This is a genomic window from Paenarthrobacter sp. AMU7 (genome assembly GCF_041200195.1).
GTDB lineage: Bacteria > Actinomycetota > Actinomycetes > Actinomycetales > Micrococcaceae > Arthrobacter.
Window position 1 is genome coordinate 3,144,911 of sequence record NZ_CP165735.1, and the last position, 23,345, is coordinate 3,168,255.

21 protein-coding genes are annotated in these 23,345 nt (G+C 62.2%); 4 read left to right on the forward strand and 17 right to left on the reverse strand.

What is annotated here, in order from left to right; translation table 11 throughout:
* Nucleotides 1-134 precede the first annotated feature (134 nt).
* From dapC to typA, 4 genes are all read right to left on the reverse strand, one after another.
* A complete protein-coding gene (dapC, locus tag ABQM86_RS14450) occupies nucleotides 135-1,283 on the reverse strand; it encodes a succinyldiaminopimelate transaminase (RefSeq protein ID WP_207594114.1) in 1,149 nt (382 codons plus the stop codon).
* 14 nt (nucleotides 1,284-1,297) lie between these two features.
* On the reverse strand, nucleotides 1,298-1,624 hold the full coding sequence (gene fdxA, locus ABQM86_RS14455; protein WP_024817464.1) for a ferredoxin: 327 nt from the start codon (nucleotides 1,622-1,624) through the stop codon (nucleotides 1,298-1,300).
* Between the two features lie 319 nt (nucleotides 1,625-1,943).
* Nucleotides 1,944-2,360 carry a hypothetical protein gene (locus ABQM86_RS14460; protein ID WP_207594115.1) on the reverse strand — a complete coding sequence of 139 codons (417 nt, stop codon included), beginning with the start codon at nucleotides 2,358-2,360 and terminating at the stop codon, nucleotides 1,944-1,946.
* 33 nt (nucleotides 2,361-2,393) lie between these two features.
* A complete protein-coding gene (gene typA / locus ABQM86_RS14465; protein ID WP_089595701.1) occupies nucleotides 2,394-4,310 on the reverse strand; it encodes a translational GTPase TypA in 1,917 nt (638 codons plus the stop codon).
* 283 nt (nucleotides 4,311-4,593) lie between these two features.
* Here typA and ABQM86_RS14470 point away from each other — a divergent pair, with 283 nt between their 5' ends.
* Nucleotides 4,594-5,436 carry an SGNH/GDSL hydrolase family protein gene (locus tag ABQM86_RS14470; RefSeq protein ID WP_369744750.1) on the forward strand — a complete coding sequence of 281 codons (843 nt, stop codon included), beginning with the start codon at nucleotides 4,594-4,596 and terminating at the stop codon, nucleotides 5,434-5,436.
* A 98-nt stretch (nucleotides 5,437-5,534) separates the two neighbouring features.
* On the opposite strand, the gene ABQM86_RS14475 is transcribed toward ABQM86_RS14470, so the two are convergent.
* The 5 genes from ABQM86_RS14475 to ychF all read right to left on the reverse strand — a co-directional run bounded on the left by ABQM86_RS14475 (nucleotide 5,535) and on the right by ychF (nucleotide 12,328).
* Nucleotides 5,535-7,244 (reverse strand): dipeptide ABC transporter ATP-binding protein, encoded by a 1,710-nt coding sequence (locus ABQM86_RS14475; protein ID WP_369744751.1) that lies wholly within the window; start codon nucleotides 7,242-7,244, stop codon nucleotides 5,535-5,537.
* A 10-nt stretch (nucleotides 7,245-7,254) separates the two neighbouring features.
* Nucleotides 7,255-8,199: an ABC transporter permease gene (locus tag ABQM86_RS14480; RefSeq protein ID WP_089595704.1), complete on the reverse strand. Its 945-nt coding sequence runs from the start codon at nucleotides 8,197-8,199 to the stop codon at nucleotides 7,255-7,257.
* Complete coding sequence (locus ABQM86_RS14485) at nucleotides 8,189-9,118, reverse strand: ABC transporter permease (protein ID WP_089595705.1); 930 nt, start codon at nucleotides 9,116-9,118, stop codon at nucleotides 8,189-8,191. Before ABQM86_RS14485 ends, ABQM86_RS14480 begins: the two co-directional genes overlap by 11 nt.
* Before the next feature lie 124 nt (nucleotides 9,119-9,242).
* A complete protein-coding gene (locus ABQM86_RS14490; protein WP_280623184.1) occupies nucleotides 9,243-10,925 on the reverse strand; it encodes an ABC transporter substrate-binding protein in 1,683 nt (560 codons plus the stop codon).
* Nucleotides 10,926-11,242: 317 nt separating this feature from the next.
* Complete coding sequence (ychF, locus tag ABQM86_RS14495) at nucleotides 11,243-12,328, reverse strand: redox-regulated ATPase YchF (RefSeq protein WP_280623185.1); 1,086 nt, start codon at nucleotides 12,326-12,328, stop codon at nucleotides 11,243-11,245.
* 111 nt (nucleotides 12,329-12,439) lie between these two features.
* Between ychF and ABQM86_RS14500 the strand changes: the two genes are divergently transcribed.
* Entirely contained in the window at nucleotides 12,440-13,669 is a 1,230-nt protein-coding gene (locus ABQM86_RS14500) for a DNA recombination protein RmuC (RefSeq protein WP_280623186.1), read from the forward strand.
* A gap of 87 nt (nucleotides 13,670-13,756) precedes the next feature.
* On the opposite strand, the gene ABQM86_RS14505 is transcribed toward ABQM86_RS14500, so the two are convergent.
* On the reverse strand, nucleotides 13,757-14,842 hold the full coding sequence (locus tag ABQM86_RS14505; RefSeq protein WP_207594151.1) for a 4-hydroxy-3-methylbut-2-enyl diphosphate reductase: 1,086 nt from the start codon (nucleotides 14,840-14,842) through the stop codon (nucleotides 13,757-13,759).
* A gap of 24 nt (nucleotides 14,843-14,866) precedes the next feature.
* Nucleotides 14,867-15,724 carry a hypothetical protein gene (locus tag ABQM86_RS14510; protein ID WP_369744754.1) on the reverse strand — a complete coding sequence of 286 codons (858 nt, stop codon included), beginning with the start codon at nucleotides 15,722-15,724 and terminating at the stop codon, nucleotides 14,867-14,869.
* Between the two features lie 185 nt (nucleotides 15,725-15,909).
* Here ABQM86_RS14510 and xseA point away from each other — a divergent pair, with 185 nt between their 5' ends.
* Together xseA and ABQM86_RS14520 are read left to right on the forward strand one after the other, a co-directional pair.
* On the forward strand, nucleotides 15,910-17,187 hold the full coding sequence (gene xseA / locus ABQM86_RS14515) for an exodeoxyribonuclease VII large subunit (RefSeq protein WP_207594153.1): 1,278 nt from the start codon (nucleotides 15,910-15,912) through the stop codon (nucleotides 17,185-17,187).
* A 41-nt stretch (nucleotides 17,188-17,228) separates the two neighbouring features.
* Nucleotides 17,229-17,480: an exodeoxyribonuclease VII small subunit gene (locus tag ABQM86_RS14520; protein WP_207594154.1), complete on the forward strand. Its 252-nt coding sequence runs from the start codon at nucleotides 17,229-17,231 to the stop codon at nucleotides 17,478-17,480.
* Between the two features lie 42 nt (nucleotides 17,481-17,522).
* On the opposite strand, the gene ABQM86_RS14525 is transcribed toward ABQM86_RS14520, so the two are convergent.
* From ABQM86_RS14525 to ABQM86_RS14550, 6 genes are all read right to left on the reverse strand, one after another.
* A complete protein-coding gene (locus tag ABQM86_RS14525; RefSeq protein WP_369744756.1) occupies nucleotides 17,523-18,377 on the reverse strand; it encodes a polyphosphate kinase 2 family protein in 855 nt (284 codons plus the stop codon).
* Between the two features lie 54 nt (nucleotides 18,378-18,431).
* Complete coding sequence (locus tag ABQM86_RS14530) at nucleotides 18,432-19,652, reverse strand: pyridoxal phosphate-dependent aminotransferase (RefSeq protein WP_207594156.1); 1,221 nt, start codon at nucleotides 19,650-19,652, stop codon at nucleotides 18,432-18,434.
* A gap of 120 nt (nucleotides 19,653-19,772) precedes the next feature.
* Entirely contained in the window at nucleotides 19,773-20,729 is a 957-nt protein-coding gene (locus ABQM86_RS14535) for an ABC transporter substrate-binding protein (RefSeq protein ID WP_207594157.1), read from the reverse strand.
* Nucleotides 20,726-21,469, reverse strand: a complete 744-nt coding sequence (locus ABQM86_RS14540) for an ABC transporter permease (protein WP_207594158.1) — start codon at nucleotides 21,467-21,469, stop codon at nucleotides 20,726-20,728. The genes ABQM86_RS14535 and ABQM86_RS14540 overlap by 4 nt, the downstream gene beginning before the upstream one ends.
* Nucleotides 21,466-22,206 (reverse strand): ABC transporter permease, encoded by a 741-nt coding sequence (locus ABQM86_RS14545; protein ID WP_280623191.1) that lies wholly within the window; start codon nucleotides 22,204-22,206, stop codon nucleotides 21,466-21,468. Before ABQM86_RS14545 ends, ABQM86_RS14540 begins: the two co-directional genes overlap by 4 nt.
* Nucleotides 22,206-23,300, reverse strand: a complete 1,095-nt coding sequence (locus ABQM86_RS14550; protein WP_278251932.1) for an ABC transporter ATP-binding protein — start codon at nucleotides 23,298-23,300, stop codon at nucleotides 22,206-22,208. The genes ABQM86_RS14545 and ABQM86_RS14550 overlap by 1 nt, the downstream gene beginning before the upstream one ends.
* Nucleotides 23,301-23,345 lie beyond the last annotated feature (45 nt).

The window sequence follows — 23,345 nt, forward strand, 5'->3', positions numbered from 1 at the left end:
GCCGAAGTGCTTTCTTAGAGAAGGCCACCATTGATAGTCAGTTAAAAAGCTACCGCCAGTAACCTCCCGGAACTAATCCGTACCGTCCGGTTACTGGCGGAATGACGCTGTTAGTGGTGCAAGTCACAGCATTGTTATGAGGCTGTGGCAAGCCGCTCAACTGCAGCGTCGATGCGTTCGTCGCTGCCGGTGAGGGCTACGCGGATGAAACCGTTGCCGGCATCCCCGTAGAAGACGCCGGGACCCACCACAATTCCGAGGTCGGCGAAGCGTGCCACCGTGTCCCAGGTGGCTTCGCCTGCCGTGGACCACAGGTACAGCCCGGCCTTGGATTGGTGGATCTGCAGTCCGAACTTCTCCAGCGCCGGAACCATCTTTTCGCGCCGGCCGCGGTAGAGGTCCTTCTGTGTCAACACGTGGCCGGCATCACCCAAAGCAACGCGCATCGCTTCCTGCACGGGGTAGGGCACGATCATGCCCGCATGCTTCCGGCTGTTGACCAGATTGGCCATGATGGCGGAGTCTCCGGCCACGAATGCGGCACGGTAGCCGGCCAGGTTGGACTGTTTGCTCAACGAGTACACGCACAGCAGTCCGTCGGTGGAACCGCCGGTAACGCGGGGATCCAGGATGCTGGGGACAGCTTCTCCCCCGCGTTGGGCATCCCATTCGCCCCAGCCCAGCTCGGCATAACATTCGTCCGAGGCCACCACGGCGCCGAGCTCGCGGGCCTGGCCTACGATCCTGCGGAGCGACTCCACATCGCGAACGCTGCCTGTGGGATTACCCGGCGAGTTGATCCAGATCAACCGGACTTTGGCGCGGGTGGCCGGATCAAGTTCGTCCAGGTCATCAGCAGCAACAGCTGTGGCCCCTGCCAATGAGGCGCCGATGTCATACGTCGGGTAGGCAACGGTAGGCCGCACCACGACGTCCCCGGCGCTGAGGCCGAGCAAGAAGGGCAACCAAGCGACAAGCTCCTTGGAACCCACCGTCGGCATGACGTCCCTGGGGTCAAGGCCGGGCACGCCGCGTCGGCTGGCGAACCAATCCACCACAGCCTGCCGCAGGGCCTCGGTTCCATGAACCGTGGGATAGCCGTGGGCATCCGCCGCGGCCGACAGGGCGTCGCGGATCAGTCCTGGAGTCGGATCCACCGGCGTTCCGATGGAAAGATTCACTGCGCCACCGGGATGCTTCGCCGCCGTGGCAACATACGGTGCCATGGCCTCCCAGGGGTAGTCAGGCAGGTTCAGGCCGAAAGCCGGTGCCGCGGAAATCAAAGAAACTACCGCCCTTAGTGGTCTTGGTTCTGCGGGGGCAGTGCGGAGATGAACGGGTGATCCTTACCCGTGTTGCCGATCTTGGCCGCTCCGCCCGGGGAACCGAGGTCATCGAAGAACTCAACGTTGGCCTTGTAGTAGTCGGCCCATTCCTCCGGGGTGTCATCCTCGTAGTAAATGGCCTCAACCGGGCACACAGGTTCACAGGCGCCACAGTCGACACATTCATCGGGGTGGATATAGAGGGAACGCTCACCTTCGTAAATGCAGTCGACAGGGCACTCTTCAATACATGCCTTGTCCTTGACATCCACACACGGCTGCGCGATTACGTACGTCACGTCCCAGACCTCTCCACGGTTTGTCCCGGCGATGGCCGGGGTAATACGGCCGGCATCATGCCGGGCACTCAACTTCCGAGCCTATTATCCAACAGTGCAATGACGCCAACCTAGCCCGCGTCTTAGTATGAAACGGTGACTCCCCCGCATTTGCCGCCCAGAGAATTCCTACTCACCGCAGAGCCAGGCATCCGGGTGGTGGTCCGCTACAGGATTGACGACGGCCTGACAGACGCTCTCGGCTACCTCCTGGACACCAGCGACAACAGTTGCACTGTACGGACCCGCACGTCCGACGTCGAAATTCCCTTGGCGATGGTCATCGCGGCGAAAGAGGTTCCACCGCCACCGCCGCGGCGGCAGGCCGTCCGGCGCGCAGGCGGCTCGCTGCCACCAGCATGACCAGAGTGACTGCAGCGATGCCGAAGACCCACACGTTGCCGGCCGCGTCGCCCAGGACCAACTGCTTGGCGGCTCCGGCTGATGAGAAGACGCCGACGGCGGCATAGGTCACCACGCCCGCTACCGCCGTCGGGATGATCGAGCGAGACCACGCTGCAAGCCACAGCTGCACTGAGGCCAACAGCAACAGTGCCGCCGCAACGCCCCACGGAACCTCGACGCCGGCCACCGGCCCTGCTTGGCGGTGCAGGGCCGTCCCTGCTGCAGCAACGAAAAGAGCCGCCAGCACGGCCGCAGCAATGCCACGAACCGTACCGGCGGCTCCTCTCTTCATTCAGCTGTTCCTGACTGTTTCAGTCAGTGCAGGCTAGGACTTGGCGCGGGCGCGGTTGGCCTTGGCGCGCTCGTTGGAGTCCAGGATGACCTTGCGGATACGGATGGCATCCGGGGTTACCTCGACGCACTCGTCTTCGCGGGCGAATTCGAGAGACTCTTCGAGGGTGAGATCGCGCGGCGGCGTCAGGTTTTCGAAGGTGTCGGAGGAAGCGGCACGCATGTTGGTGAGCTTCTTTTCCTTGGTGATGTTGACGTCCATGTCATCAGCGCGGGAGTTCTCGCCAACAATCATGCCTTCGTAAACCTCGGAGGTGGGCTTCACGAAGAAGGAACCGCGCTCCTGCAGGTTGATCATGGCAAAGGGGGTCACAACGCCGGCGCGGTCGGCGATCATCGAACCGTTGGTACGGTATTCGATCGGTCCGGCCCACGGCTCGTAGCCTTCGGAGATGGAGGCAGCGATACCGGCGCCACGGGTGTCCGTCAGGAACCGGGTACGGAAACCAATCAGGCCACGCGCAGGGACGATGAACTCCATGCGGCACCAGCCGGTGCCGTGGTTGGCCATGTTGGTCATGCGGCCCTTGCGGGCAGCCATGAGCTGGGTGACGGCACCAAGGTATTCCTCGGGCACATCGATGGTCATGTGTTCCATCGGCTCGTGCAGCTTGCCGTCGATGGTCTTGGTGACAACCTGTGGCTTGCCCACGGTCAGCTCAAAGCCTTCGCGACGCATCTGCTCAACCAGGATGGCCAGCGCGAGCTCGCCACGGCCCTGGACTTCCCAGGCGTCGGGACGCTCGGTGGGTAGGACCTTGATGGAGACGTTACCGATCAGTTCCTTGTCCAGGCGATCCTTCACCTGGCGGGCCGTGACCTTGGCGCCCTTGACCTTGCCGGCCAGCGGCGAGGTGTTGATACCGATCGTCATGGAGATCGCGGGATCATCCACAGTGATCAGCGGCAGCGGCTGCGGGTTCTCGGCATCGGTGAGGGTTTCACCAATGGTGATTTCCTCGATACCGGCCACTGCGACGATTTCGCCCGGGCCTGCGGATTCGGCAGGAACACGCGTGAGAGCCTTGGTGGCGAGCAGTTCGGTGATCTTGACGTTCTTGAGCTCACCGTTGGCGCGTGCCCAGGCAACGGTCTGGCCCTTGCGGAGGGTTCCGTTGTAGATGCGGAGCAGGGCGAGGCGGCCAAGGAACGGCGAAGCGTCCAAGTTGGTCACGTGTGCCTGCAGCACGCCGTCCGGGTTGTAGGTCGGAGCCGGGATGTGCTCAATGATGGTCTTGAAGAGAGGCTCGAGGTCCTCGTTCTCCGGGGCCGAGCCGTTGGCCGGCTGGTCCAGTGACGCACGGCCAACCTTGGCGGCGGCGTAGACGACGGGAACTTCGAGGACCTTGTCCAGGTCCAGGTCCGGTACTTCGTCGGCGAGGTCCGAAGCGAGGCCCAGGAGCAGGTCCATGGACTCGTGGACAACTTCGTCGATGCGGGCGTCGGGACGGTCGGTCTTGTTGACCAGGAGGATGACCGGCAGGTGCGCAGCAAGGGCCTTGCGGAGCACGAAGCGGGTCTGGGGCAGCGGGCCTTCGGAGGAGTCGACCAGAAGGACGACACCGTCAACCATGGACAGACCGCGTTCTACCTCGCCACCGAAGTCGGCGTGGCCGGGGGTGTCGATGACGTTGATGGTGATGGTCTCGCCGTTGGACGACGGGCCGTTGTAGGCAACCGTGGTGTTCTTCGCGAGGATGGTGATGCCCTTTTCGCGCTCCAGGTCACCGGAGTCCATGACACGGTCCTCAACCTCACCATGGGAAGCGAAGGAGTTGGTCTGCTTGAGCATGGCGTCGACCAGCGTGGTCTTGCCGTGGTCAACGTGTGCGACGATCGCGACGTTGCGCAGATCGCTCCGCGACGCAGTGTTGGTGATGGTTTCAGACATGCGTTAATGACTCGTTTCAGTGGTGAAGTCAGCTGTTTGTATCCGCGCGCATACCTGATCGACTTGATCGGAACACACAGCGAAAAGACCCCGGGACACAGGGCACCTGCATCCAGTCTAAACGCAGTTGCATTTCCCAGCCTAAAAAGCAAGCCATTCGCCGCCTGAATGTGGCCCGGCTCACATCGTGTCACGCTTTAACAACCGCTACTCCAGATGCTGGATTTTCCTGGCTTCGTGCCCCATGATTGCTGCAGAACCAGTGCCACACGGAGAACCATCGATGCGACAATCTTCGGCCGCGTTCCGCTTGCTCGCACCATTGATCGCCGTCGGCGTTCTGGCAGTAGGCTGCGGACCCAGCCCAGCTACCCCTGTTTCCACCCCCACGCGCTCCGCCGCGCCCGGGCCCGCCCAAACGGCTGCAGCTCCGCCGCTGAGGACGGCCCCGACTCCCAGCGCCCTGGACCTGCCGGTTGGTTCCCTCTTCAAGAACCCGGCGAACAACCGCAATGAACTGGTGCTGGCCGATGTACGCCACACGGCTGTCCTGATCGGTGATTCCCAGGCCATGCCCAAAGACTCCTGGCCCCAGCAGGGCATCGCTGCCCTGGGATACAAGTTGCACGTGGTGGGCATGGGTGGCACCGGCTTCGTGGCCGCCAACGGCAAGACAGGCAACTACATCGATGCGTTGCAGCGTGGAGACTGGATACTCCCCTACGGAGATCCGCCCCTGATTGTGGTGCAAGGCGGCGGCAACGATGCCTCGCAGAAGGCTACGGATGCGCAGATCACCAGCAATGCCGAGCGTCTGCTCGCGGCCCTGAAGAAGCGCTACCCCGGGGCCACCGTGGCCATGATCGGAACCTTGGCACGCGGCGCTGACCACGGAGGCGGCCGCCGTACCGAAGTGGATGCGCTGCTGGGACGCGTTGCCGCGAAGCACGGTGTTCCCTTCGTCAGCACTGGCGACTGGCTCACCCGTTTCAACGCAGTTGGCGATCTCCAGGACGGCGTGCATCTCAAGCCGTCCGGGCACGTCAAGCTTGGCGCCGTCCTGGCCCGCGAACTCACAGCCCTGGGCCTCACGGCCCGCCCGGACAGCATCGCCGCGGTGCCGTAGCGGTTCCGTAGCGGGCACGTTAAACAGCGAGAGCCGGTGGTTTCCTTTCGGGAACCACCGGCTCTTCTGCTATCCAGCGATCAAACGTTCGACGCCGGTCAGGCCACCGCGGGCGGCAGCAGGAGCGACCCACCCGGGATGGCGTCCAGGAGTGCCTGGGTGTACGCCTCACGGGGGTTGTCGAAGACGTCGTCAGTACTGCCCGTCTCCACCAGCTTGCCCTTTTCCATGACGCAGACGTGGTCCGCAATCTGGCGTACAACGGCGAGGTCGTGGGTAATGAACAGGTAGGTCAAGCCAAGGTTGTCCTGAAGGTCTGCCAGCAGGTTCAGGACCTGTGCTTGCACCAGGACGTCAAGCGCAGACACAGCCTCATCGCAAATGATGACTTCTGGGTCCAACGCCAGAGCACGCGCAATGGCGATACGCTGCCGTTGGCCGCCTGAGAGCTCGTTAGGGTACCTCTGCATCATGGACTGTGGCAAAGCCACCTGGTCCAACAACTCGCGGACCTTCTTCTCGCGGCTGGCTGCATTCCCGATCTTGTGCACTCGCAGCGGCTCTTCGATGGTCCTGAAGATGTTGTACATGGGGTCCAGGGATCCGTACGGATCCTGGAAGATGGGCTGCACGCGGCGACGGAACTTGAAGAGCTCCTTGCCTTTCAACCCCGCAGTATCCACGCCGTCGAAGATGATCTGGCCCTCAGTGGGCTTCTCAAGCTGGAGAACCATCTTGGCAACAGTGGACTTGCCCGAGCCGGACTCGCCCACGATCGCCGTCGTGGTCCCACGCTTGACGCTGAAGCTGACATCGTCAACAGCAGCGAAATCGGACGTCTGCCCCAGTCCCTGACGCAGTTTGTAGATCTTGCGCAGGTTCTTGATCTGGAGGACCTCGTCCTGGACCCGGCTTTGTGCGGCAGCTACGGGCGCCAAAAGATCGCCGGCTTCCACACCCTGCTCCTTGGCCACCTGGATACGACGCGATGCCAGGGACGGCGCCGATTCGACCAGGCGACGGGTGTAGGGGTGCTGGGGGTTGCGGAGCAGTTCCAGCGAGGGACCGGCCTCCACCACGTTGCCCTGGTACATGACGATCACTTTGTCAGCACGTTCGGCGGCAAGGCCGAGGTCGTGCGTGATCAGCAACACCGAGGTGCCGAGTTCAGTGGTCATGGTGTCCAAGTGGTCCAGGATCCTGCGTTGCACCGTGACATCCAAGGCCGACGTCGGTTCATCGGCAATGAGGAGCTTGGGTTGGCAGCTCAGGCCGATGGCGATCAGCGCACGCTGGCGCATGCCGCCGGAGAACTCATGCGGATATTGCTTGGCACGCCGTGCAGCGTCGGGGAGTCCGGCTTCCGCAAGGACGCGGGCAACGTCCTCAGGACCGTCCGGGCGGCCATTGGCCTTCAGGGTTTCCCGAACCTGGTAACCGATCTTCCAGACCGGGTTCAGGTTGGACATGGGGTCCTGGGGAACCATGCCGATATGGCTGCCGCGGAGCTCGATCATGCGCTTTTCCGACGCGTGGGCGATGTCTTCGCCGTCGAGCAGGATCTGGCCTGCGGAGACTCGGCCGTTGTTGGGCAAGAGGCCGATGGCGGCCAGCGCCGTCGTCGACTTTCCGGAGCCCGACTCCCCCACAATGGCGACCGTTTCGCCCGGCATGATGGTCAAGTGGGCGTTCTTTACCGCCTTGACCTCACCGGAACCGGTCTTGAAAGTGATGGCCAGGTCCTTGATCTCCAGGATGGGCCGTACTGATGCCGTGGCTTCATCAATTCTGATGTTCGCAGAAGTCATGTTCGCCTCCTTAGCGCTGACGGCTCTTGGGATCAAGAGCATCGCGGACGGCGTCGCCAAGCATGATGAAGCTCAGGACGGTGATGGACAGGGCGGCTGCCGGGTAGAGCAGGATTCCCGGGTTGGTGCGGATGGATGCGTTGGCCGCGGAAATGTCGTTACCCCACGACATCACGCTCCCGGGCAACCCGACACCAAGGAAGGACAACGTGGCTTCCAAGACGATGAAAACGCCCAATTCCAACGTGGCCAGCACAATCACGGGCGCCAAGGCATTCGGAAGGGCGTGCTTCACCAAGGCGCCGAATTTGGACACGCCCAGTGACCGGGCCGCCGTAACGAAGTCCGCGTTACGGACCTCAATGACGGCACCTCTGGTGATACGCGCCATTTGGGGCCAGGCAAGCAGGGATATTGTCAGGACCACTGTCCAGACGCTCCTGTTCTCACGGAACAACGGCAGCTGCGTAATGACCAAGGCGCCCAGGATGATCGGCAACGCGAAGAAGATATCGCCGAGTCGTGCAAGGACGGAGTCCAGCCAGCCACCGTAGTAACCGGCCAGCGCACCGAGGGTGACGCCGATGATGACAACGGCAAGTACGGACAGGACACCCACAGACAGGGAAGCCTGCGTACCGTGGATCACGCGGGAATAGACGTCGCAACCCTGCAGGGTGAAGCCCAGAGGGTGGCCGGCAGTGGGTGCGCCCTCGGAGTTGGCCAACTGGCAGTCATTGTTGGGTTCGACGCTGGTGAACAGCCCCGGGAACACGGCAACGATCACAAGAAGAAGGATCAACAGCGAGGAGACGATGAACATGGGCCGACGGCGAAGCTTGCGCCACGCATCTGCCCAAAGGCTCAGGGGCGCCTGATCTGTCTTGACAGCGTCAGTGGCCAGAAGCGGTGTCTCCTCGACGGGAGCCACAAAGTGTTCATTATTACTGGTCATAGCGGATCCTCGGGTCAAGCCAGGCGTACAGGAGGTCAACCAAGAGGTTGGTGATAACAAAAACCAGGACCAGGACACTCACAATGGCAACGATGGTGGGGCCTTCGCTGCGCTGGATGGCCTGGAAGAGTTTGTTACCCACTCCGGGGACGTTGAAGATACCTTCGGTAACGATGGCGCCGCCCATGAGCCCGCCAAGGTTGGCACCCAGGTAGGTGACCACCGGGATCAACGAGTTCCTGAGGATGTGGGCCATGACGACGCGGGGCCGGGACAAGCCCTTGGCTGTCGCTGTGCGGACATAGTCCGCGTTCATGTTCTCGCTGACAGAGGCGCGGGTCAGCCGGAGGACATAGGCGAAGGAGACGAGCCCCAGCACAATTGCCGGAAGAATCAGGTTGCCCCAGTCGGCGTTGGCGCCCACGGTAGGTTTGGCCCAGCCAAGCTGGACACCAAACACCAGCTGGAAGACGAAGCCCAAAACGAAGGTGGGAACTGCGATCACCAGGAGCGAAACGACCAGAACGGTGGAGTCGAAGAGCTTGCCCTTCTTCAGCCCGGCGAAAACACCGAAGGCGATGCCGAACACGGCCTGGATAATGAGGGCTTCGATGGCGAGCATTGCCGTCACAGGGAACGCCCTGGCCAGGGAGTCAGCGATGGGCTGCTGGGTGAAGTCAACGCCGAGGTTGAATGTAAACAAGTTTTTGATGAAGAGCCCGTACTGAACCCAGAACGGCTGGTCCAGGTTGTACTGGGCCCGCAGGGCGTCGATGACGCTCTGCGGCGGCTGACGATCTCCGAAGAGGGCGGCAATCGGGTCGCCGGGTAGTGCGAAGACCATGTAGTAGACGAGGAGCGTGGTCCCCAGGAATACCGGGATGACCTGGAGGAGTCTACGGAAAATGAAGCGAACCATGGGTCACCCCTCTCCGGTGGTGGGGCATTGGTGTGTCATGTGTGCCTTCCTGCCAAGCAAGCAAGGGGGGCCCGGCACGTTGGCCGGACCCCCTTTGCCCTAAGGCAAGTTCAGATCCTGGAGACTACTTGGCCTCGATGTCGAAGTAGCGGACGCCGCCATTCCAGCCGGTTTCAGCTGACACAACGTTGTTGCTCCATACGATCGGGGTCGCCCGGTACCACAGGGGCAAGCCCGGGAGTTCCTTGAACAGGATCTCCTGTGCCTCGTTGAACTTCTTGTTGGCATCTTCAGGCGTCTTGGCAGCCAGGCCTTCCTTGAGGAGCTTGTCGAACTCAGCGTTCGAGTACTTCTCGTAGTTGGACGAGGCGTTGGTTGCCCATACCGGTCCGAGGAAGTTGTAGAGCGACGGGTAGTCACCCTGCCAGCCAGCGCGGGTCAGGCCCGGGAGGGACTGCGACTTGCGGAGGTCCAGAACTTCAGCGAACTTAGCGAACGGCTGGATTTCAGCCTCGATGCCGAGGTTGTTCTTGAAACCGTTGGCAACGGCGTCGATCCATTCCTTGTTGCCACCGTCAGTGTTGGAGGCGATCAGGAGCGGCTTGGAACCGTCGTACGGCTTGATCTTCTCGGCCTCAGCCCAGAGATCCTTGGCCTTCTGCGCGTCGAACTTCAGGACGTCGCTGCCGGGAATGGCGTCGTTGTAGCCGTCGAGCACGGGAGCCGTGAACTCGGTGGCCGGGGTACGCGTGCCGTTGAAGATGACCTTGGTGATCTCTTCACGGTTGATGGCGTGGGACAGTGCCTGGCGACGCAGGAGGCCGGCTTCACCCTGGAAGTTCGGGTTGTAGCCCGGGATGTTCAGGGTGGCGTTGTTGGCGTTCGGGCGCGTGGAGTTACGGTCCGGGAAGTCCGTGGTGTAGGTCTTCAACGCGTTCGACGGAACAACGTCCGTGATGTCGAGGTTGTCGGCCTGGAGATCCGTGTATGCGGGGCCCGGATCGGTGTAGAACTTGAAGGTCACGCCACCGTTCTTGGCAGCACGCGGGCCGGTGTAGTCAGGGTTCTTGACCAGGGAGATGGACTGGTCGTGTACCCAGGCACCTTCCTTCTCGAACTTGTACGGGCCGTTGCCGATGGGGTTCTCGCCGAACTTCTTCGGGTCCTTCAGAGCCTCGGAAGGCAGCGGGTAGAAGGCGGAGTAACCGAGGCGCAGCGACCAGTCAGCCTCAGGCTGGCCGAGCTTGACCGTGATGGTCTGGTCGTCAGTGGCAGCCAGGCCGGACATGGTCTGGGCCGTCGGTGCCGGCGTGGAGGTCTTCTTGCCATCGGCGCCGGTGGTCTCGGTGACTGCACTGACGTCGGCGTAGCCCTCGATGGACTCGAAGAAGAAGCCATTGTTCTGGAGGTTGGTGCTCAGCGCGGCGAAGTTCCAGGAATCAACGAACGTCTTGGCCGTGATGGCTTCACCGTTGGTGAACTTGGCGCCGGACTTGACCTTGATGGTCCAGTTCTGCGAGTCGGTTGTCTCAATCGACTCCGCCAGAGCGTTGACGGGCTTGCCGTCCGAGTCGTAGGCGCGAAGGCCTTCGAACAGCAGCTCGACGACGCGGCCACCGTACACCTCGTTGGTGTTGGCCGGAAGCAGCGGGTTCTGCGGTTCGTTGCTGTATGCGGAAATGACCTTGTTCGGGTCAGCTGCGGCAGAGCTGTTTGTGCTGGTGCCGCCACCGCCGCCGCAACCGGTCACTGCGAGGGCGATGATCGCCGCTACGCCTAGAGCTTTGGAAGTGCGCGAGAAACGCATTCCGCCTCCTATGAGTCGTGGAGTTGAGCAGGAGAAATTCGTGATTTCCCCCAGGCACAGGCACAGTTTCCTACTGTGACGTTGCCTACATGTGTGTGTAAGCCTACCCACATTGCGTCCGGATGTTGGGACATGCTGGCCAAACTGTAACCGTTCCGCAACCTACACATGCCTAAATTGGCGGGAATTTCAAGTCAAACACTACTCGGTGGTAGCATTCGCTGTCTGACAGCAGGACAGGACGATTTTTGGGCAAAAAAGGACCCCGGTTCTGTCGAACCAGGGCCCTTCCGAAATTCTGCGGCGTGCGCAACGACTTAGACGTTGAAGCGGAACTCCACCACGTCGCCGTCGGCCATCACGTATTCTTTGCCTTCGATCCGTACCTTGCCGCGGGACTTTGCCTCCGCCATGGAACCGGCGTCGATGAGGTCGTCGAAGGAGACAACCTCGGCCTTGATGAAGCCACGCTGGAAGTCGGAGTGGATCACACCTGCGGCCTGGGGAGCGGTGTCACCCTGGCGGATGGTCCACGCACGGGTTTCCTTGGGGCCGGCCGTCAGGTATGTCTGCAGGCCAAGGGTGTGGAAACCAACGCGGGCCAACTGGTCGAGGCCGGACTCGCTCTGGCCGTTCATTTCCAGCATCTCGCGGGCTTCTTCCTCGTCGAGTTCCACGAGGTCGGACTCAAGCTTTGCGTCCAGGAAGACTGCATCTGCGGGGGCAACCATCGCCCGCAGTTCTTCTTGCTTTGCCGGGTCGCCAAGAATGCCCTCATCCGCGTTGAAGACATAGATGAAAGGCTTGGCGGTGAGAAGTCCGAGCTCCTTGAGGTGCCCCATCTCCAGCTTGTCGCTCTTGATCGAGGAGAAGATGGTGTCGCCGCGTTCCAACACTGCCTGGGCCGCTTTGATGGCCGCCAGCTCGGCAGCTTCGCGCTTCTTGATCTTGACTTCTTTTTCGATACGCGGGATGGCGTTTTCGATGGTCTGAAGGTCGGCCAGGATCAGCTCGGTGTTGATGGTCTCCATGTCTGAGCGCGGATCAACTTTGCCGTCGACGTGGATGACATCAGGGTCATCGAACACGCGGACTACCTGGGCGATGGCCTCTGCCTCGCGGATATTGGCGAGGAACTTGTTGCCAAGTCCTTCGCCCTCCGAGGCGCCCTTCACGATACCGGCTATATCCACGAAGGACACGGGTGCTGGCAGCAGTTTCTGCGAACCGAAGATCTCGGCCAGCTTCGCCAGACGCGGATCCGGCAGGTTGACCACACCGACGTTGGGCTCGATCGTCGCGAACGGATAGTTCGCTGCGAGCACCTGATTACGGGTCAGTGCGTTGAAAAGGGTTGATTTGCCGACGTTGGGCAGTCCGACGATGCCAATAGTAAGAGCCACGAGCATTGATTCTACCCGCTGGAACCTTGCCAGTGCTTGTTCGTCCCTGTGTCAGCCGCCCCGGGCGGTCCCTTCACTAAAACTGTCGTACCCCTGTGACAGGGTTGCCTCATGGATGGATTTGGATTGGTTTTGGCCCTGCTCATGCTGTTGATCGGCGCCGCCGTGGGCCTGGCGGCAGGCTACGTCGTCTTTCGACGCCGGGGCGCCGGCTTGGAAGAAGACTTCGACGCCGTATCGGCGCGCCTCTCGGAGGTGACCGCACAGCTGGCAGCGGCCGACGCCGAACGGCGCCTTTTGTTCACACAGAACCGGGAGTTGACGGCTTCGAGGAACGGAGATGGCAGTGTCCTGCGCGCGCTCGCTCCTGTGGCTGAGAAACTCACCGCGGTACAGCAGCAGGTATCGCTTCTGGAGCGTGACCGGGTAGAGCAATACGGCCAGCTTGCCCAGCAACTGCAGGATGCCCGGTTGTCCGACGAGCAGCTCCTGCGGTCCACACACGCCCTGGCCTCGGCCCTGCGCTCCAACAGCGCCCGCGGCCAATGGGGTGAAGTGCAGCTCCGCAGGGTGGTGGAGGCGTCCGGGATGCTGAGGCACGTGGACTTCCATGAGCAGGTGCATTCAGGCCGGACCGAGAACACACTTCGCCCGGACCTCGTAGTCCAATTGCCAGGTGGCAAGCAATTGGTGGTGGACGCCAAGGTCCCGCTCGCCTCCTACCTCTCCGCCCAGGAACAATTGCACGGAGACGGTTCCTTTGGGGAATCGGTGGCACCTGCCAGCAACCATGATTCAAAGACCTTGCTGTCCCAGCACGCCAAAGCGCTGAAGTCCCACATCGATGCCTTGGCGGGCAAGAAGTACTGGGACATTCCGGGGAACTCCCCCGAGCTGGTGATCTGTTTCCTCCCGGCTGAGTCCATCCTGGCATCTGCCCTGGAAGCTGACCCGGGCCTTCTTGAGTATGCCCTGTCAAGGAACGTCGTGCTGGCCTCGCCCGGGACCCTGCTGGCGGTCCTCAAGTCGGTGGCCTTCACGTGGCGTCAGGATGTGCTCACGGACAGCGCCCACGAACTGTTCGAGCTCGCCAAGCAGCTGTACGAGCGCATGGGTACTTTGGGTGAAAATGTCGGCAAGCTGGGCAGTTCCCTGAAGACGTCCGTGGACCGCTACAACGCGATGGTGGGCACGTTGGAAGCCCGGGTCCTGCCGACCGCGCGCAAGCTCAACACCATGGACGATGCCGGCCTTGCGGCGCCGATGTCCGTTGAGGTTGTCCCCCGCGCTTTGGCAGCTCCTGAGCTTCTGGCTGAGGAGGACGAAGAGTCCGCGGCATAGCGAAACCGGCCCGCAGCACCGCTTCCCCTGTGGAAGCCGATGGCTGCGGGCCGGTTTCTTTGAGTTCGTAGTGTGGAGCGAGGGGCGTTAGGACGTTGCCCGGTTCCCGCGGCCGCCGAGTGCACGCGTCACATCGCCGGCTTTCTTCAACGTGGCCCTCAGCTCCTTGGGAAGTGAGAAGAGGAGATCTTCCTCCGCCGTCACGATTTCCTGCACTTCGCCGTAGCCGTAGTCAGCCAGCAGCCGCAGGACATCCTTGACGAGTACTTCAGGGACAGAGGCACCCGAGGTCACACCGACCGTGGCGACGCCCTCGAACCAGGCTTCGTCCACTTCGTTGGCGAAGTCCACGCGGTATGAGCTCTTGGCGCCGTACTCCAAGGCAACCTCAACCAGGCGCACGGAGTTGGACGAGTTCGCTGAACCCACCACGATCACGAGGTCAGCTTGGGGAGCAATCTTCTTGATGGCCACCTGGCGGTTGGTGGTGGCATAGCAAATATCGTCGCTGGGCGGGTCCTGGAGGGTCGGGAACCGGTCCTTGAGGAGACGGACCGTCTCCATGGTTTCGTCCACGCTCAGCGTCGTTTGGGAGAGCCAGATGGTCTTCTCGGGGTCGCGCACGGTGACCTTGTCCACCTCGTGCGGGCCGTTGATGATCTGGATGTGATCCGGTGCTTCACCGGCTGTTCCTTCGACTTCCTCGTGGCCTTCGTGGCCGATCAGGAGGATGTCGTAGTCATCCTTGGCGAAGCGCACAGCCTCCTTGTGAACTTTAGTGACCAGCGGGCAGGTGGCGTCGATGGTACGGAGACCGCGGTCTTCAGCAGACTGGACCACAGCCGGAGATACACCGTGCGCGGAGAAAATGACCAAGGCGCCCTCGGGGACCTCATCTGTTTCCTCGACGAAAATGGCTCCCTGTTCCTCAAGGGAGCTGACCACATGGACGTTGTGCACGATCTGTTTGCGGACGTAGACCGGAGGCCCATAGTGCTCAAGGGCTTTTTCTACAGCAATGACTGCCCTGTCCACTCCGGCGCAATAGCCGCGCGGCGCCGCCAGCAGAACCTTCTTGGGACCCGTGACGGGTGCCGCTGCCTGTACCTCTTCCGGAGATCGCCGTCTGCGCGGCACCGTGGGCATAGGAATGGAAACTGCTGTGCTGGTCATGTCTCCATGCTACCGGCCCGGCCTTTAACTTCGGGCCGAACGTGACCCTCGTCGCCCTGAGACCACTCCCGCTATGACGCCCACCACCAGGACGGCCCCGGACACCAACGCTGCGATCCATACCCACTGGCCAAAACCGTTGCGGGCCGTGGTGAGGAACTCGTTCTTGAACAGTTCTGCCACGCCGTTGGCGCTGGCAAGGCTTCCGACCATTCCACCAGCGAGGTCTGCTCCCGCCGTCCAGAGGGCTGCCAGCGCCAATCCCCCCAGCCCAAGGAAGACCAAAGCCAGCGACCGTCGTCGTGCCGCCGCCAATGCCAGAAGGGCAGACACCAGCGCCCCGGCAGCGGCTATCCACCACAGCGGCGCGAAGGCTGCCACGCGTTCCACGAGTTGCCGGTGCGAAGGCTCCCCCAGAGAGACAAGGCTCTCCGCGGGGACATTGAGCCTGATCCGCGTAGCCTCGGCAAAATGATCACGGATCAGCCGCACAAGGGGCCCTATGTCCAACACGAGTGCTGTGGACGCCGCCGATTCTTCCGCCCGGGCGACCGTCCCAAAGTTCAGCCTGTGGCTGTTCCGTACGGTTTCCTCCCAGGCTTGCGGATAGTCACTCCACGACTGCATGCCCGTGGCCGCGTTCCGGAGCGCGTCGGCCGCCAGGGATTGGATGGGGCCGGGCAGATCCACGGAGGACTCAAAGGTGCCCACTGCGGCCTTAGCCAAACGGTTCTGGAATTCGGGATCGCTGCCCAGCGAGCCGGCGATCCGAACGAATCCCTCTTCTTTGACAATGTTCTGGTCCACCCACGCCGCAGGAACAGCGACGGCTGTGAGCAGAAGGGCGAGGATCACTCCCAGTGCTGAAACAAAAGTACGCAACGTCGTCCTCGGGGTCGTGGGCTGTGCCACCATCCTAGGTCTGTCCACATGAGAGGAAAAATGTCGGGGTCGGCATGGAAGCTATGGATAGAGTTGGAAGGCGGCCGGCAACCAAGACCGCATCCCGGAGCGAGGACACATCATGCAGCAGCAATCACGGAGACTGGAACAGGCACGGACCGCCCATGTCCGCTGAAGCGACTCCGGAATCAACACTGCCCGGGACGGCGGCCGAAACCAGCCCCGATAACCCCTGGCCGCTCCAACTGCTGTCCCGCAAGCTGAAAGCCCACATCGAGCGTGCGCCGGCGGCGTGGATCGAAGGCCAGGTTATTGAGCTGAACCGCCGGGGCGGCAACGCCTTCCTGACACTGCGTGATGTTGACGCCGAGATTTCCCTGCCGGCGTCGGTGTGGTCCACGGTGTTGGACCGTCAAAAAATACCCCTTGAACGCGGATCCCGCGTGGTTGCCCTGGTCAAGGCGGATTTCTGGGTCAAAACAGGGCGCCTGAACATGTCCGTCAAGGACATCCGTCCGGTGGGCCTCGGTGACCTGCTGGCGCGGATTGAACGGCTGAGGCAAGCCCTCGCGGCCGAAGGCCTGTTCGCTGACTCCCGGAAACGCAAGCTGCCGCTGCTCCCCCACCGCATCGGCCTCATCACCGGCCGGGACTCGGACGCCAAGAAAGACGTCCTGCGTAATGCTGCGTTGCGCTGGCCGGCGGTTGAGTTCGACGTCCACGAAGTCGCTGTCCAAGGCAACACCGCTGTCTCTCAGATCATCGCAGCATTGAAGAAGCTCGACGCAGACCCTCAGGTAGACGTCATTGTCATGGCACGCGGAGGTGGGGCGTTGGAAGACCTCCTCCCGTTCAGCAACGAGGACCTCATCCGCGCGGTATCTGCCGCCACCACTCCGGTTGTCAGTGCGATCGGGCACGAAGCCGACCGACCCATCCTTGACGACGTGGCGGACCTTCGCGCGTCAACGCCCACCGATGCCGCCAAGCGGATAGTTCCTGACGTAGCCGAGGAACTGGCCATGGTCCGTCAGGCCAGGGACCACCTCCGCAGAAGCATCGGCAGGATGGTGGACCGGGAGACGGACCGCCTCCATGCCTTGAAGTCACGGCCGGTCCTGGCGACGCCGGCTTCCATGGTGGACGCCCGGGCGGATGACATCCATCGGCTGCAACGGCGCTCCCATTCGGCAGTCAACACGGCCGTCGTCCGGGCCCTGGATCAGGTCCACCACTTGCGCGCACAGGTCAGGGCCCTGTCTCCGCAAAAAACACTGGACCGCGGCTACGCCGTGGTCCAGATTGTTGGTGAGGACCAGGCCGGGCACACAGTAGTGAGCAGTCCAGAGGAAGCCCCCGACGGAACCGCACTGGCGATTCGAGTAGCCGAAGGTCGCTTCAGGGCAGTTTCCACGGGCCAAGGACACATAGTGGACCGTTGATGAACCGGTCACCATCATCATCACCGAACACAAAGGACATCATGACCGAGAACAACTCATCCGCAGCTTCACCGGAATCCCTCGACTCGTTGAGCTACGAGGAAGCCCGGGAGCAACTCATGGGCGTCGTCAGCCGCTTGGAGGCAGGGGGTGCCAGCCTGGAAGAATCCTTGGCCCTGTGGGAACGGGGCGAAGCACTGGCCAAACGCTGCGAGGACTGGCTGGAGGGCGCCCGCAAACGCCTGGCTACCGCCCGGGACGCAAGCAACGACGCCGGTGCTGCCGCGCAGTAACGCCCAAGCAGGACAGCATCGAGCAGCCCAGGGTGCGGATTCCTAGGAAGCCACCACCAAAGCGCGTTCCGCAGCGACGTCGAACTCGGCCTTGGGCCAGTCCAACTGGAGGCCTTCAAGGGCATCCAGCAGCAGCTGTTGCACTGCGATGCGCGCGTACCACTTCTTGTTCGCCGGAACCACGTGCCAGGGTGCTGTATCTGTTGACGTTTTCTCGAAAGCAACACCGTAGGCGTCCATATAGTCGTCCCAGAACGCACGTTCGGCAAGGTCGCCGCTGCTGTACTTCCAGTGTTTGCTGGGATCGTCCAAGCGGGCGACAAGCCGTTCTTTCTGCTCGTCCTTGCTGATATTGAGCATGACTTTGACGATGGTGGTGCCCTGGTCTGCGAGGCGGGCTTCGAAGTCGTTAATGGCTGCGTAACGGCGTTCCAACTCCGAATCGTCCGCCCAACCATGCACGCGATGGATCAGGACGTCCTCGTAGTGTGAGCGGTCAAAAACCCCCACCATTCCGGCTGCGGGAGATTGTTTCTCGATCCGCCACAGGAAGTCGTGCGACTTTTCCTCGTCCGTGGGCGCCTTGAACGCCGACACTTGAACGCCTTGCACGTCCATGGCACCCACCACATGGCTGACAATGCCACCCTTGCCGGCGGTATCCATCGCCTGCAGGATCAGCAGGAGCCTCTTGGGGCTGCCAAAACGGCCTTGGGCAAAGAGCTTCTCCTGCAGTTCTGCCATCTGTGCGTCCTGGGCTTCCAGCAACGCCTTGCCGTCAGCTTTTGCGCCGGGATACCCGGGGGTTGAGTCCGGGTCCACGCCGGCCAGCGTGAACCCGGGCCCGACCCTCAATACCTCAGCGGGACTCTTGGCAAATTCAACTGCAACAGCCATGGGGTGTGCCTTTCCGCAGGGCCGCGCCCTCATGGAACGACCATGGACCTCAGGCTAGTTGCCCGGGTACCTCGACAGGAAGTCCGCCATGCGGCCAATGGCCTCTTCAATGTCTTTGACGTTGGGCAGGGTGACCATCCGGAAGTGGTCCGGGCGCACCCAGTTAAAAGCCCGGCCGTGGGAAACCAGGATTTTCTGTTCCTTCAACAAATCGAGGACAAACTTTTCGTCGTCCCGGATGTGGTAGACCTCGGGGTCCAGTTTCGGGAACAAGTACAGTGCGCCCCTGGCCTGCTGGGTGCTGACACCGGGAATGGCGTTCAACAGGTCGTAGGCCTTGTTTCGCTGTTCCAGGAGCCTGCCGCCGGGCAGGATGAGGTCGTTGATGCTCTGGTATCCACCGAGGGCTGTTTGGATGGCATGTTGCGCGGGAACGTTGGCACACAAACGCATGTTGGCCAGGAGGTTGATGCCTTCGAGATAGTCGGCGGCGTCCTTCTTGGGCCCCGAGATAGCCATCCAACCGGCGCGGTATCCACAGACCCGGTAGGCCTTGGACAGGCCACTGAACGTCAGGCACAGGACGTCGTCACCGGTGAGCCCGGCGAGGTTGGTGTGGACGGCGTCCTCGTAGAGGATTTTCTCGTAGATCTCATCGGCAAAGAGCACCAGGCCGTGTTTCTCGGCGAGAGCAACGATTTTCTTGAGCGTTTCTTCCGGGTACACCGCGCCGGTGGGATTGTTGGGGTTGATGACCACAATCCCCTTGGTGCGCGGAGTGATCTTGGCTTCCATGTCCTCAAGATCGGGCTGCCAGCCGGAATCCTCGTCGCAGAGGTAATGCACGGGTCGCCCGCCGGCCAAAGCAACAGAAGCAGTCCACAGCGGATAGTCCGGTGTGGGAATCAAGACCTCATCGCCGTCTTCCAGGAGCGCCATGAGGGACATGGTGATGAGCTCGCTGACGCCGTTGCCAAGGTAGATGTCATCAACGTGGATGTTCTGGATGCCACGGGTCTGGTAGTACTGCGATACAGCGGTTCGTGCCGAGAAAATCCCGCGCGAATCGCTGTAACCCTGGGCGTTGGGCAGGTGGCGGATCATGTCCACCAAAATGGCGTCGGGCGCTTCAAAACCGAAGGGAGCCGGGTTTCCGATATTCAGTTTGAGGATCCTGTGACCCTCTGCCTCCATCTGTTGGGCGGCCTGAAGAATCGGTCCACGGATGTCGTAAAGGACATTATGAAGCTTGGTGGACTGCTTGAATTTCGCCATCCCTCAAATATGCCACACGGGTGATGGACTTCAGCTGAGACTTAACTCACAGAAACGACGACGGCGGTGACGGTCCCGCGTGGGGCCGTCACCGCCGTCGTACGCAGCTCTGGTCAGGCGTTACTTAACGATGCCCTTGTCCTTCAGCCAGGCGGCTGCTGCGTCCTTGGGTGCCTGCTTCTGGTCGCCGCTGACCGCACGGTTCAGGTTGATGAGGTCATCCGTGGTCAGGATCTTGGAGACGTTGTTGAGCGCTTCCTTGGCCTTGTCCGTCATCTTGGCCTCCTTGACCAGCGGAAGTACCTGCTGGGCCTTGAAGTTGTTCTTCGGGTCTTCCAGGACCACGAGGTCGTTATCTGCGATGGACGGCGTAGTGGTGTAAATGTCCGCTACCTGCACCTTGTCCTCCAGCAGAGCCTGGAGCGTCAGGTTGCCGCCGCCGTCGCTGAAGGGCTGGAGGCCTTTGAGCTCGCAGTTGTAGTTGGCCTTCAGGCCCGGGAAGCCGTAGGCCCGCGTCTCAAACGTGGCCGGAGCTGCCATGGTGAAGTCCTTGCAGACCTTGGCCAGGTCCTCGATGGATTTCAGCTGGTACTTCTCCGCAGTCGCTTTGGTGACCACCATGGCGTCCTTGGACTCGGCCTTTGCCGGTTCCAAAACCGCGAGGCCATCCGGAAGCTTGCCCGGGAGCGCTTTGTAGACGTCCTCCGCGGAAACTTCCTTGGCTTCGGTGTCCACGTAGGACAGGAGGTTGCCGGAGTAGTCCGGGACGAGGTCGATGGAGCCGTCCTGGACTGCCTTGAAGTAGATTTCGCGCGAACCGATGTTCGGCTTGGAGGTGGCGGTCAGACCCGCGGCGTTGAGCGCGCCAACGTAGATCTCGGCAATGACCTGGCTCTCGGGGAAGTCGGCCGAACCGACAACCAGCGAGCCACTGGCAGCGGATCCGCTGGGTGCCGAGGTGGACGGCGTGGCCAAGGGGCTTCCGCCACACGCGCTCAACGCGAGGGCCACACCAAGTCCGGCTGCGAGGCCGCCGAGACCACGGCGTGTAAGGGTCATGGGGACGGGGTTCTTCATGGTGTACCTCCTTGAACGGCAGCCCCGGCGGGAGCTGTGGCTGTGGGATCGTCGGACGCCTTCTGGCGGCCGCTTGAGTCGAGGGTCAGGCCTGGTGAGATGACGAGCCGCTGTACCCCGGCCAGGATCAGGTCTACGGCGATGGCGAGCCCGGCAATGAGCAGGGAACCACCCAGCATCCGGGGGAAATCCTGCAGGACGAGGCCGTCAAACAGGTAGCGCCCCAGTCCGCCCAGAGGCAGGTAGGCCACCACCGAGACGGTGGCGATGACTTGCAGGACCGCGGTGCGGATGCCACCAAACATCACCTGCAGTCCGTTGGGGACTTCCACCCGGAAGAGGATCTGAAGTTCGGTCATGCCCATGGCGCGGGCAGCATCTACCACGGTGGAATCGACGCTGGAGATCCCGGCGTACGTACCGGCCAGCAATGGCGGCACCGTGAGAATGACCAGAGCCCAGACGGGCGGCATCAAGCCGCTGCCTGCGAGCAAGGCGAACAGCACCAGCAAACCAAGGGTCGGGAGTGCACGCAGCGCACCGGCGACGGCGACCGCAACCACCCTGCCACGGCCGGTGTGCCCGATGTAAAGACCAATGGGTACGGCGATGGCCGCGGCGATCAGGAGAACGAGTCCGCTGTATTGCAGGTGTTCCATCAAGCGGGTGGGGATGCCACCGCTTCCGGTCCAGTTCTTGGGGCTCGTCAGCCAGGCGATGGTCTCGGCGAAGATGTTCATGCAGAGGCCCCCGGGCCCGGGCGAAGAGCAGCGTGTGGAGTGGCCGGCCCGGACTTGGGTTCGGTGAGAAGCGCAGTTCCGTCCTGCCGTGGAGTCTTCCCGCCGGCGGCACGGGTCCACGGAGTCAGGAGCCGCTCAAGAACCACCAGGACAGCGTCCATCAGCAAAGCCAGGATAAGAATGGCGATGATTCCAACCACCACAACGGTAATGAAGGTACGCTGCAGGCCGTCAGTGAACAGAACTCCGAGGTTTCCCACCCCAAGGAGTGCGGCGACGCTGACCAACGAGATGTTGCTGACCGACACCACGCGCAAGCCTGCGAACAACACCGGCAAGGACAAGGGCAGGTCAACCTGGAAGAAACGGGCCAGGGGCTTGAACCCCATGGCAACGGCAGCATTGCGGAGGTCGTCGTCCACGGAATCGAACGCATCAATGGCCGCGCGGACCAGCAGCGCCACCGCATAAATGGTCAGCGCCACCACGACGTTCAGCGGATCCAGGATCCTGGTGCCAAGGATGGTGGGGAGAATGATGAAAAGTGCCAGCGAAGGAATGGTGTACAGCAAAGAGGTAGCGGTGGTCACTATCGACCTGAGCGTGCTGTTGCGCCTGGCGAGCTGGGCCAGCGGGATGGAAATCAGCAGGCCCAGGATCATGGGAATGATGGCGAGCACCATGTGCTGGCCAGCCAATCCCAGGACCATGCCACTGTTGTCGAGGAACCACTCCATCAGGTGGCGTCCTCCCTGTGGTGGCGGACTTCTTCGATGAGTGCCAGGACTTCCGGCGCCTTCAAGACTCCGGCCACGCGGCCGTCGTCGTCTACTGCCACGCCAAGACCCGACGGCGACGACAACGCCGCGTCCAGGGCGCGGCGCAGGGTGTCTCCCTTGCGGAACAGCGATCCGCCCGGGATCAAACCTGCACCGTCGCGCGGCGAGGACCATCCCAACGGGCGGGAGTCGGCGTCGACCACCAAGGCCCACTCCCCCGATGCCCGGCCCGCATGATGACCGTCGGAAGGACTGACCATGGCGACAGGGTGCAGGGTCACTGCGTCAGCTGCGGTGAAAGCCAGGTGCCTGAATCCGCGGTCGCGTCCCACGAAGGAGGCCACGAAATCGTTGGCCGGTGCCCTCAGGATTTCTTCCGGCGCAGCATACTGGGCCAGTTTCCCTCCAACGGCGAAGACCGCAACCTTATCGCCAAGAACCGTTGCTTCGTCGATGTCGTGCGTGACGAAAACAATGGTCTTGGCCAGTTCACGCTGGAGGCGCAGGAGTTCCTGTTGCAGTTCGTCACGGACCACCGGATCCACCGCGCTGAAGGGTTCATCCATCAGCAGGACGGGCGGATCAGCAGCGAGCGCCCGGGCCACCCCGACGCGCTGCTGCTGACCACCTGAGAGTTGCGACGGATACCGCTTGCCGAGGGCCGAAGCCAATCCGACGACGTCCAGGAGTTCCACTGCGCGCTTCCGCGCATCCGCTTTGGAAACACCGTTGAGGCGCGGGACGGTGGCGATGTTGTCCAGGACGGAGCGGTGCGGCAGGAGGCCGGACGACTGCATGACGTAGCCCATGGAGCGGCGGAGCTCAGGCGCAGGAACCTGTGAAACGTCCCTGCCCGCCACAGTGATGGTCCCGCTGGTGGGCTCCACCATCCGGTTGATCATGCGCAGGGATGTGGTCTTGCCGCAGCCCGAAGGCCCAACGAACACCGTGATGGAGCCTTTATCGATGGACATACTGAGGGCGTCCACCGCCGGCTGCCCGCCCTGGTATTGCTTGGTGACGCTCTGGAACTCAATCATGGCTTCGGCCATACCCGGGCTTACCTATCTGTGGTCGAGAACATCGGCAGAGCCACA

Excerpts from the sequence above, each read along its gene's own strand:
- ABQM86_RS14550 (WP_278251932.1), bottom strand. The coding sequence starts at position 23,300 with ATGGCCGAAGCCATGATTGAGTTCCAGAGCGTCACCAAGCAATACCAG.
- ABQM86_RS14485 (WP_089595705.1), bottom strand. The coding sequence starts at position 9,118 with ATGGTTCGCTTCATTTTCCGTAGACTCCTCCAGGTCATCCCGGTATTC.
- ABQM86_RS14490 (WP_280623184.1), bottom strand. The coding sequence starts at position 10,925 with ATGCGTTTCTCGCGCACTTCCAAAGCTCTAGGCGTAGCGGCGATCATC.
- ABQM86_RS14480 (WP_089595704.1), bottom strand. The coding sequence starts at position 8,199 with ATGACCAGTAATAATGAACACTTTGTGGCTCCCGTCGAGGAGACACCG.
- ABQM86_RS14535 (WP_207594157.1), bottom strand. The coding sequence starts at position 20,729 with ATGAAGAACCCCGTCCCCATGACCCTTACACGCCGTGGTCTCGGCGGC.
- ABQM86_RS14520 (WP_207594154.1), top strand. The coding sequence starts at position 17,229 with ATGACCGAGAACAACTCATCCGCAGCTTCACCGGAATCCCTCGACTCG.
- ABQM86_RS14500 (WP_280623186.1), top strand. The coding sequence starts at position 12,440 with ATGGATGGATTTGGATTGGTTTTGGCCCTGCTCATGCTGTTGATCGGC.
- ABQM86_RS14525 (WP_369744756.1), bottom strand. The coding sequence starts at position 18,377 with ATGGCTGTTGCAGTTGAATTTGCCAAGAGTCCCGCTGAGGTATTGAGG.
- ABQM86_RS14470 (WP_369744750.1), top strand. The coding sequence starts at position 4,594 with ATGCGACAATCTTCGGCCGCGTTCCGCTTGCTCGCACCATTGATCGCC.
- ABQM86_RS14545 (WP_280623191.1), bottom strand. The coding sequence starts at position 22,206 with ATGGAGTGGTTCCTCGACAACAGTGGCATGGTCCTGGGATTGGCTGGC.
- ABQM86_RS14505 (WP_207594151.1), bottom strand. The coding sequence starts at position 14,842 with ATGACCAGCACAGCAGTTTCCATTCCTATGCCCACGGTGCCGCGCAGA.
- ABQM86_RS14540 (WP_207594158.1), bottom strand. The coding sequence starts at position 21,469 with ATGAACATCTTCGCCGAGACCATCGCCTGGCTGACGAGCCCCAAGAAC.
- xseA (WP_207594153.1), top strand. The coding sequence starts at position 15,910 with ATGTCCGCTGAAGCGACTCCGGAATCAACACTGCCCGGGACGGCGGCC.
- ABQM86_RS14530 (WP_207594156.1), bottom strand. The coding sequence starts at position 19,652 with ATGGCGAAATTCAAGCAGTCCACCAAGCTTCATAATGTCCTTTACGAC.
- typA (WP_089595701.1), bottom strand. The coding sequence starts at position 4,310 with ATGTCTGAAACCATCACCAACACTGCGTCGCGGAGCGATCTGCGCAAC.
- ABQM86_RS14475 (WP_369744751.1), bottom strand. The coding sequence starts at position 7,244 with ATGACTTCTGCGAACATCAGAATTGATGAAGCCACGGCATCAGTACGG.
- ABQM86_RS14460 (WP_207594115.1), bottom strand. The coding sequence starts at position 2,360 with ATGAAGAGAGGAGCCGCCGGTACGGTTCGTGGCATTGCTGCGGCCGTG.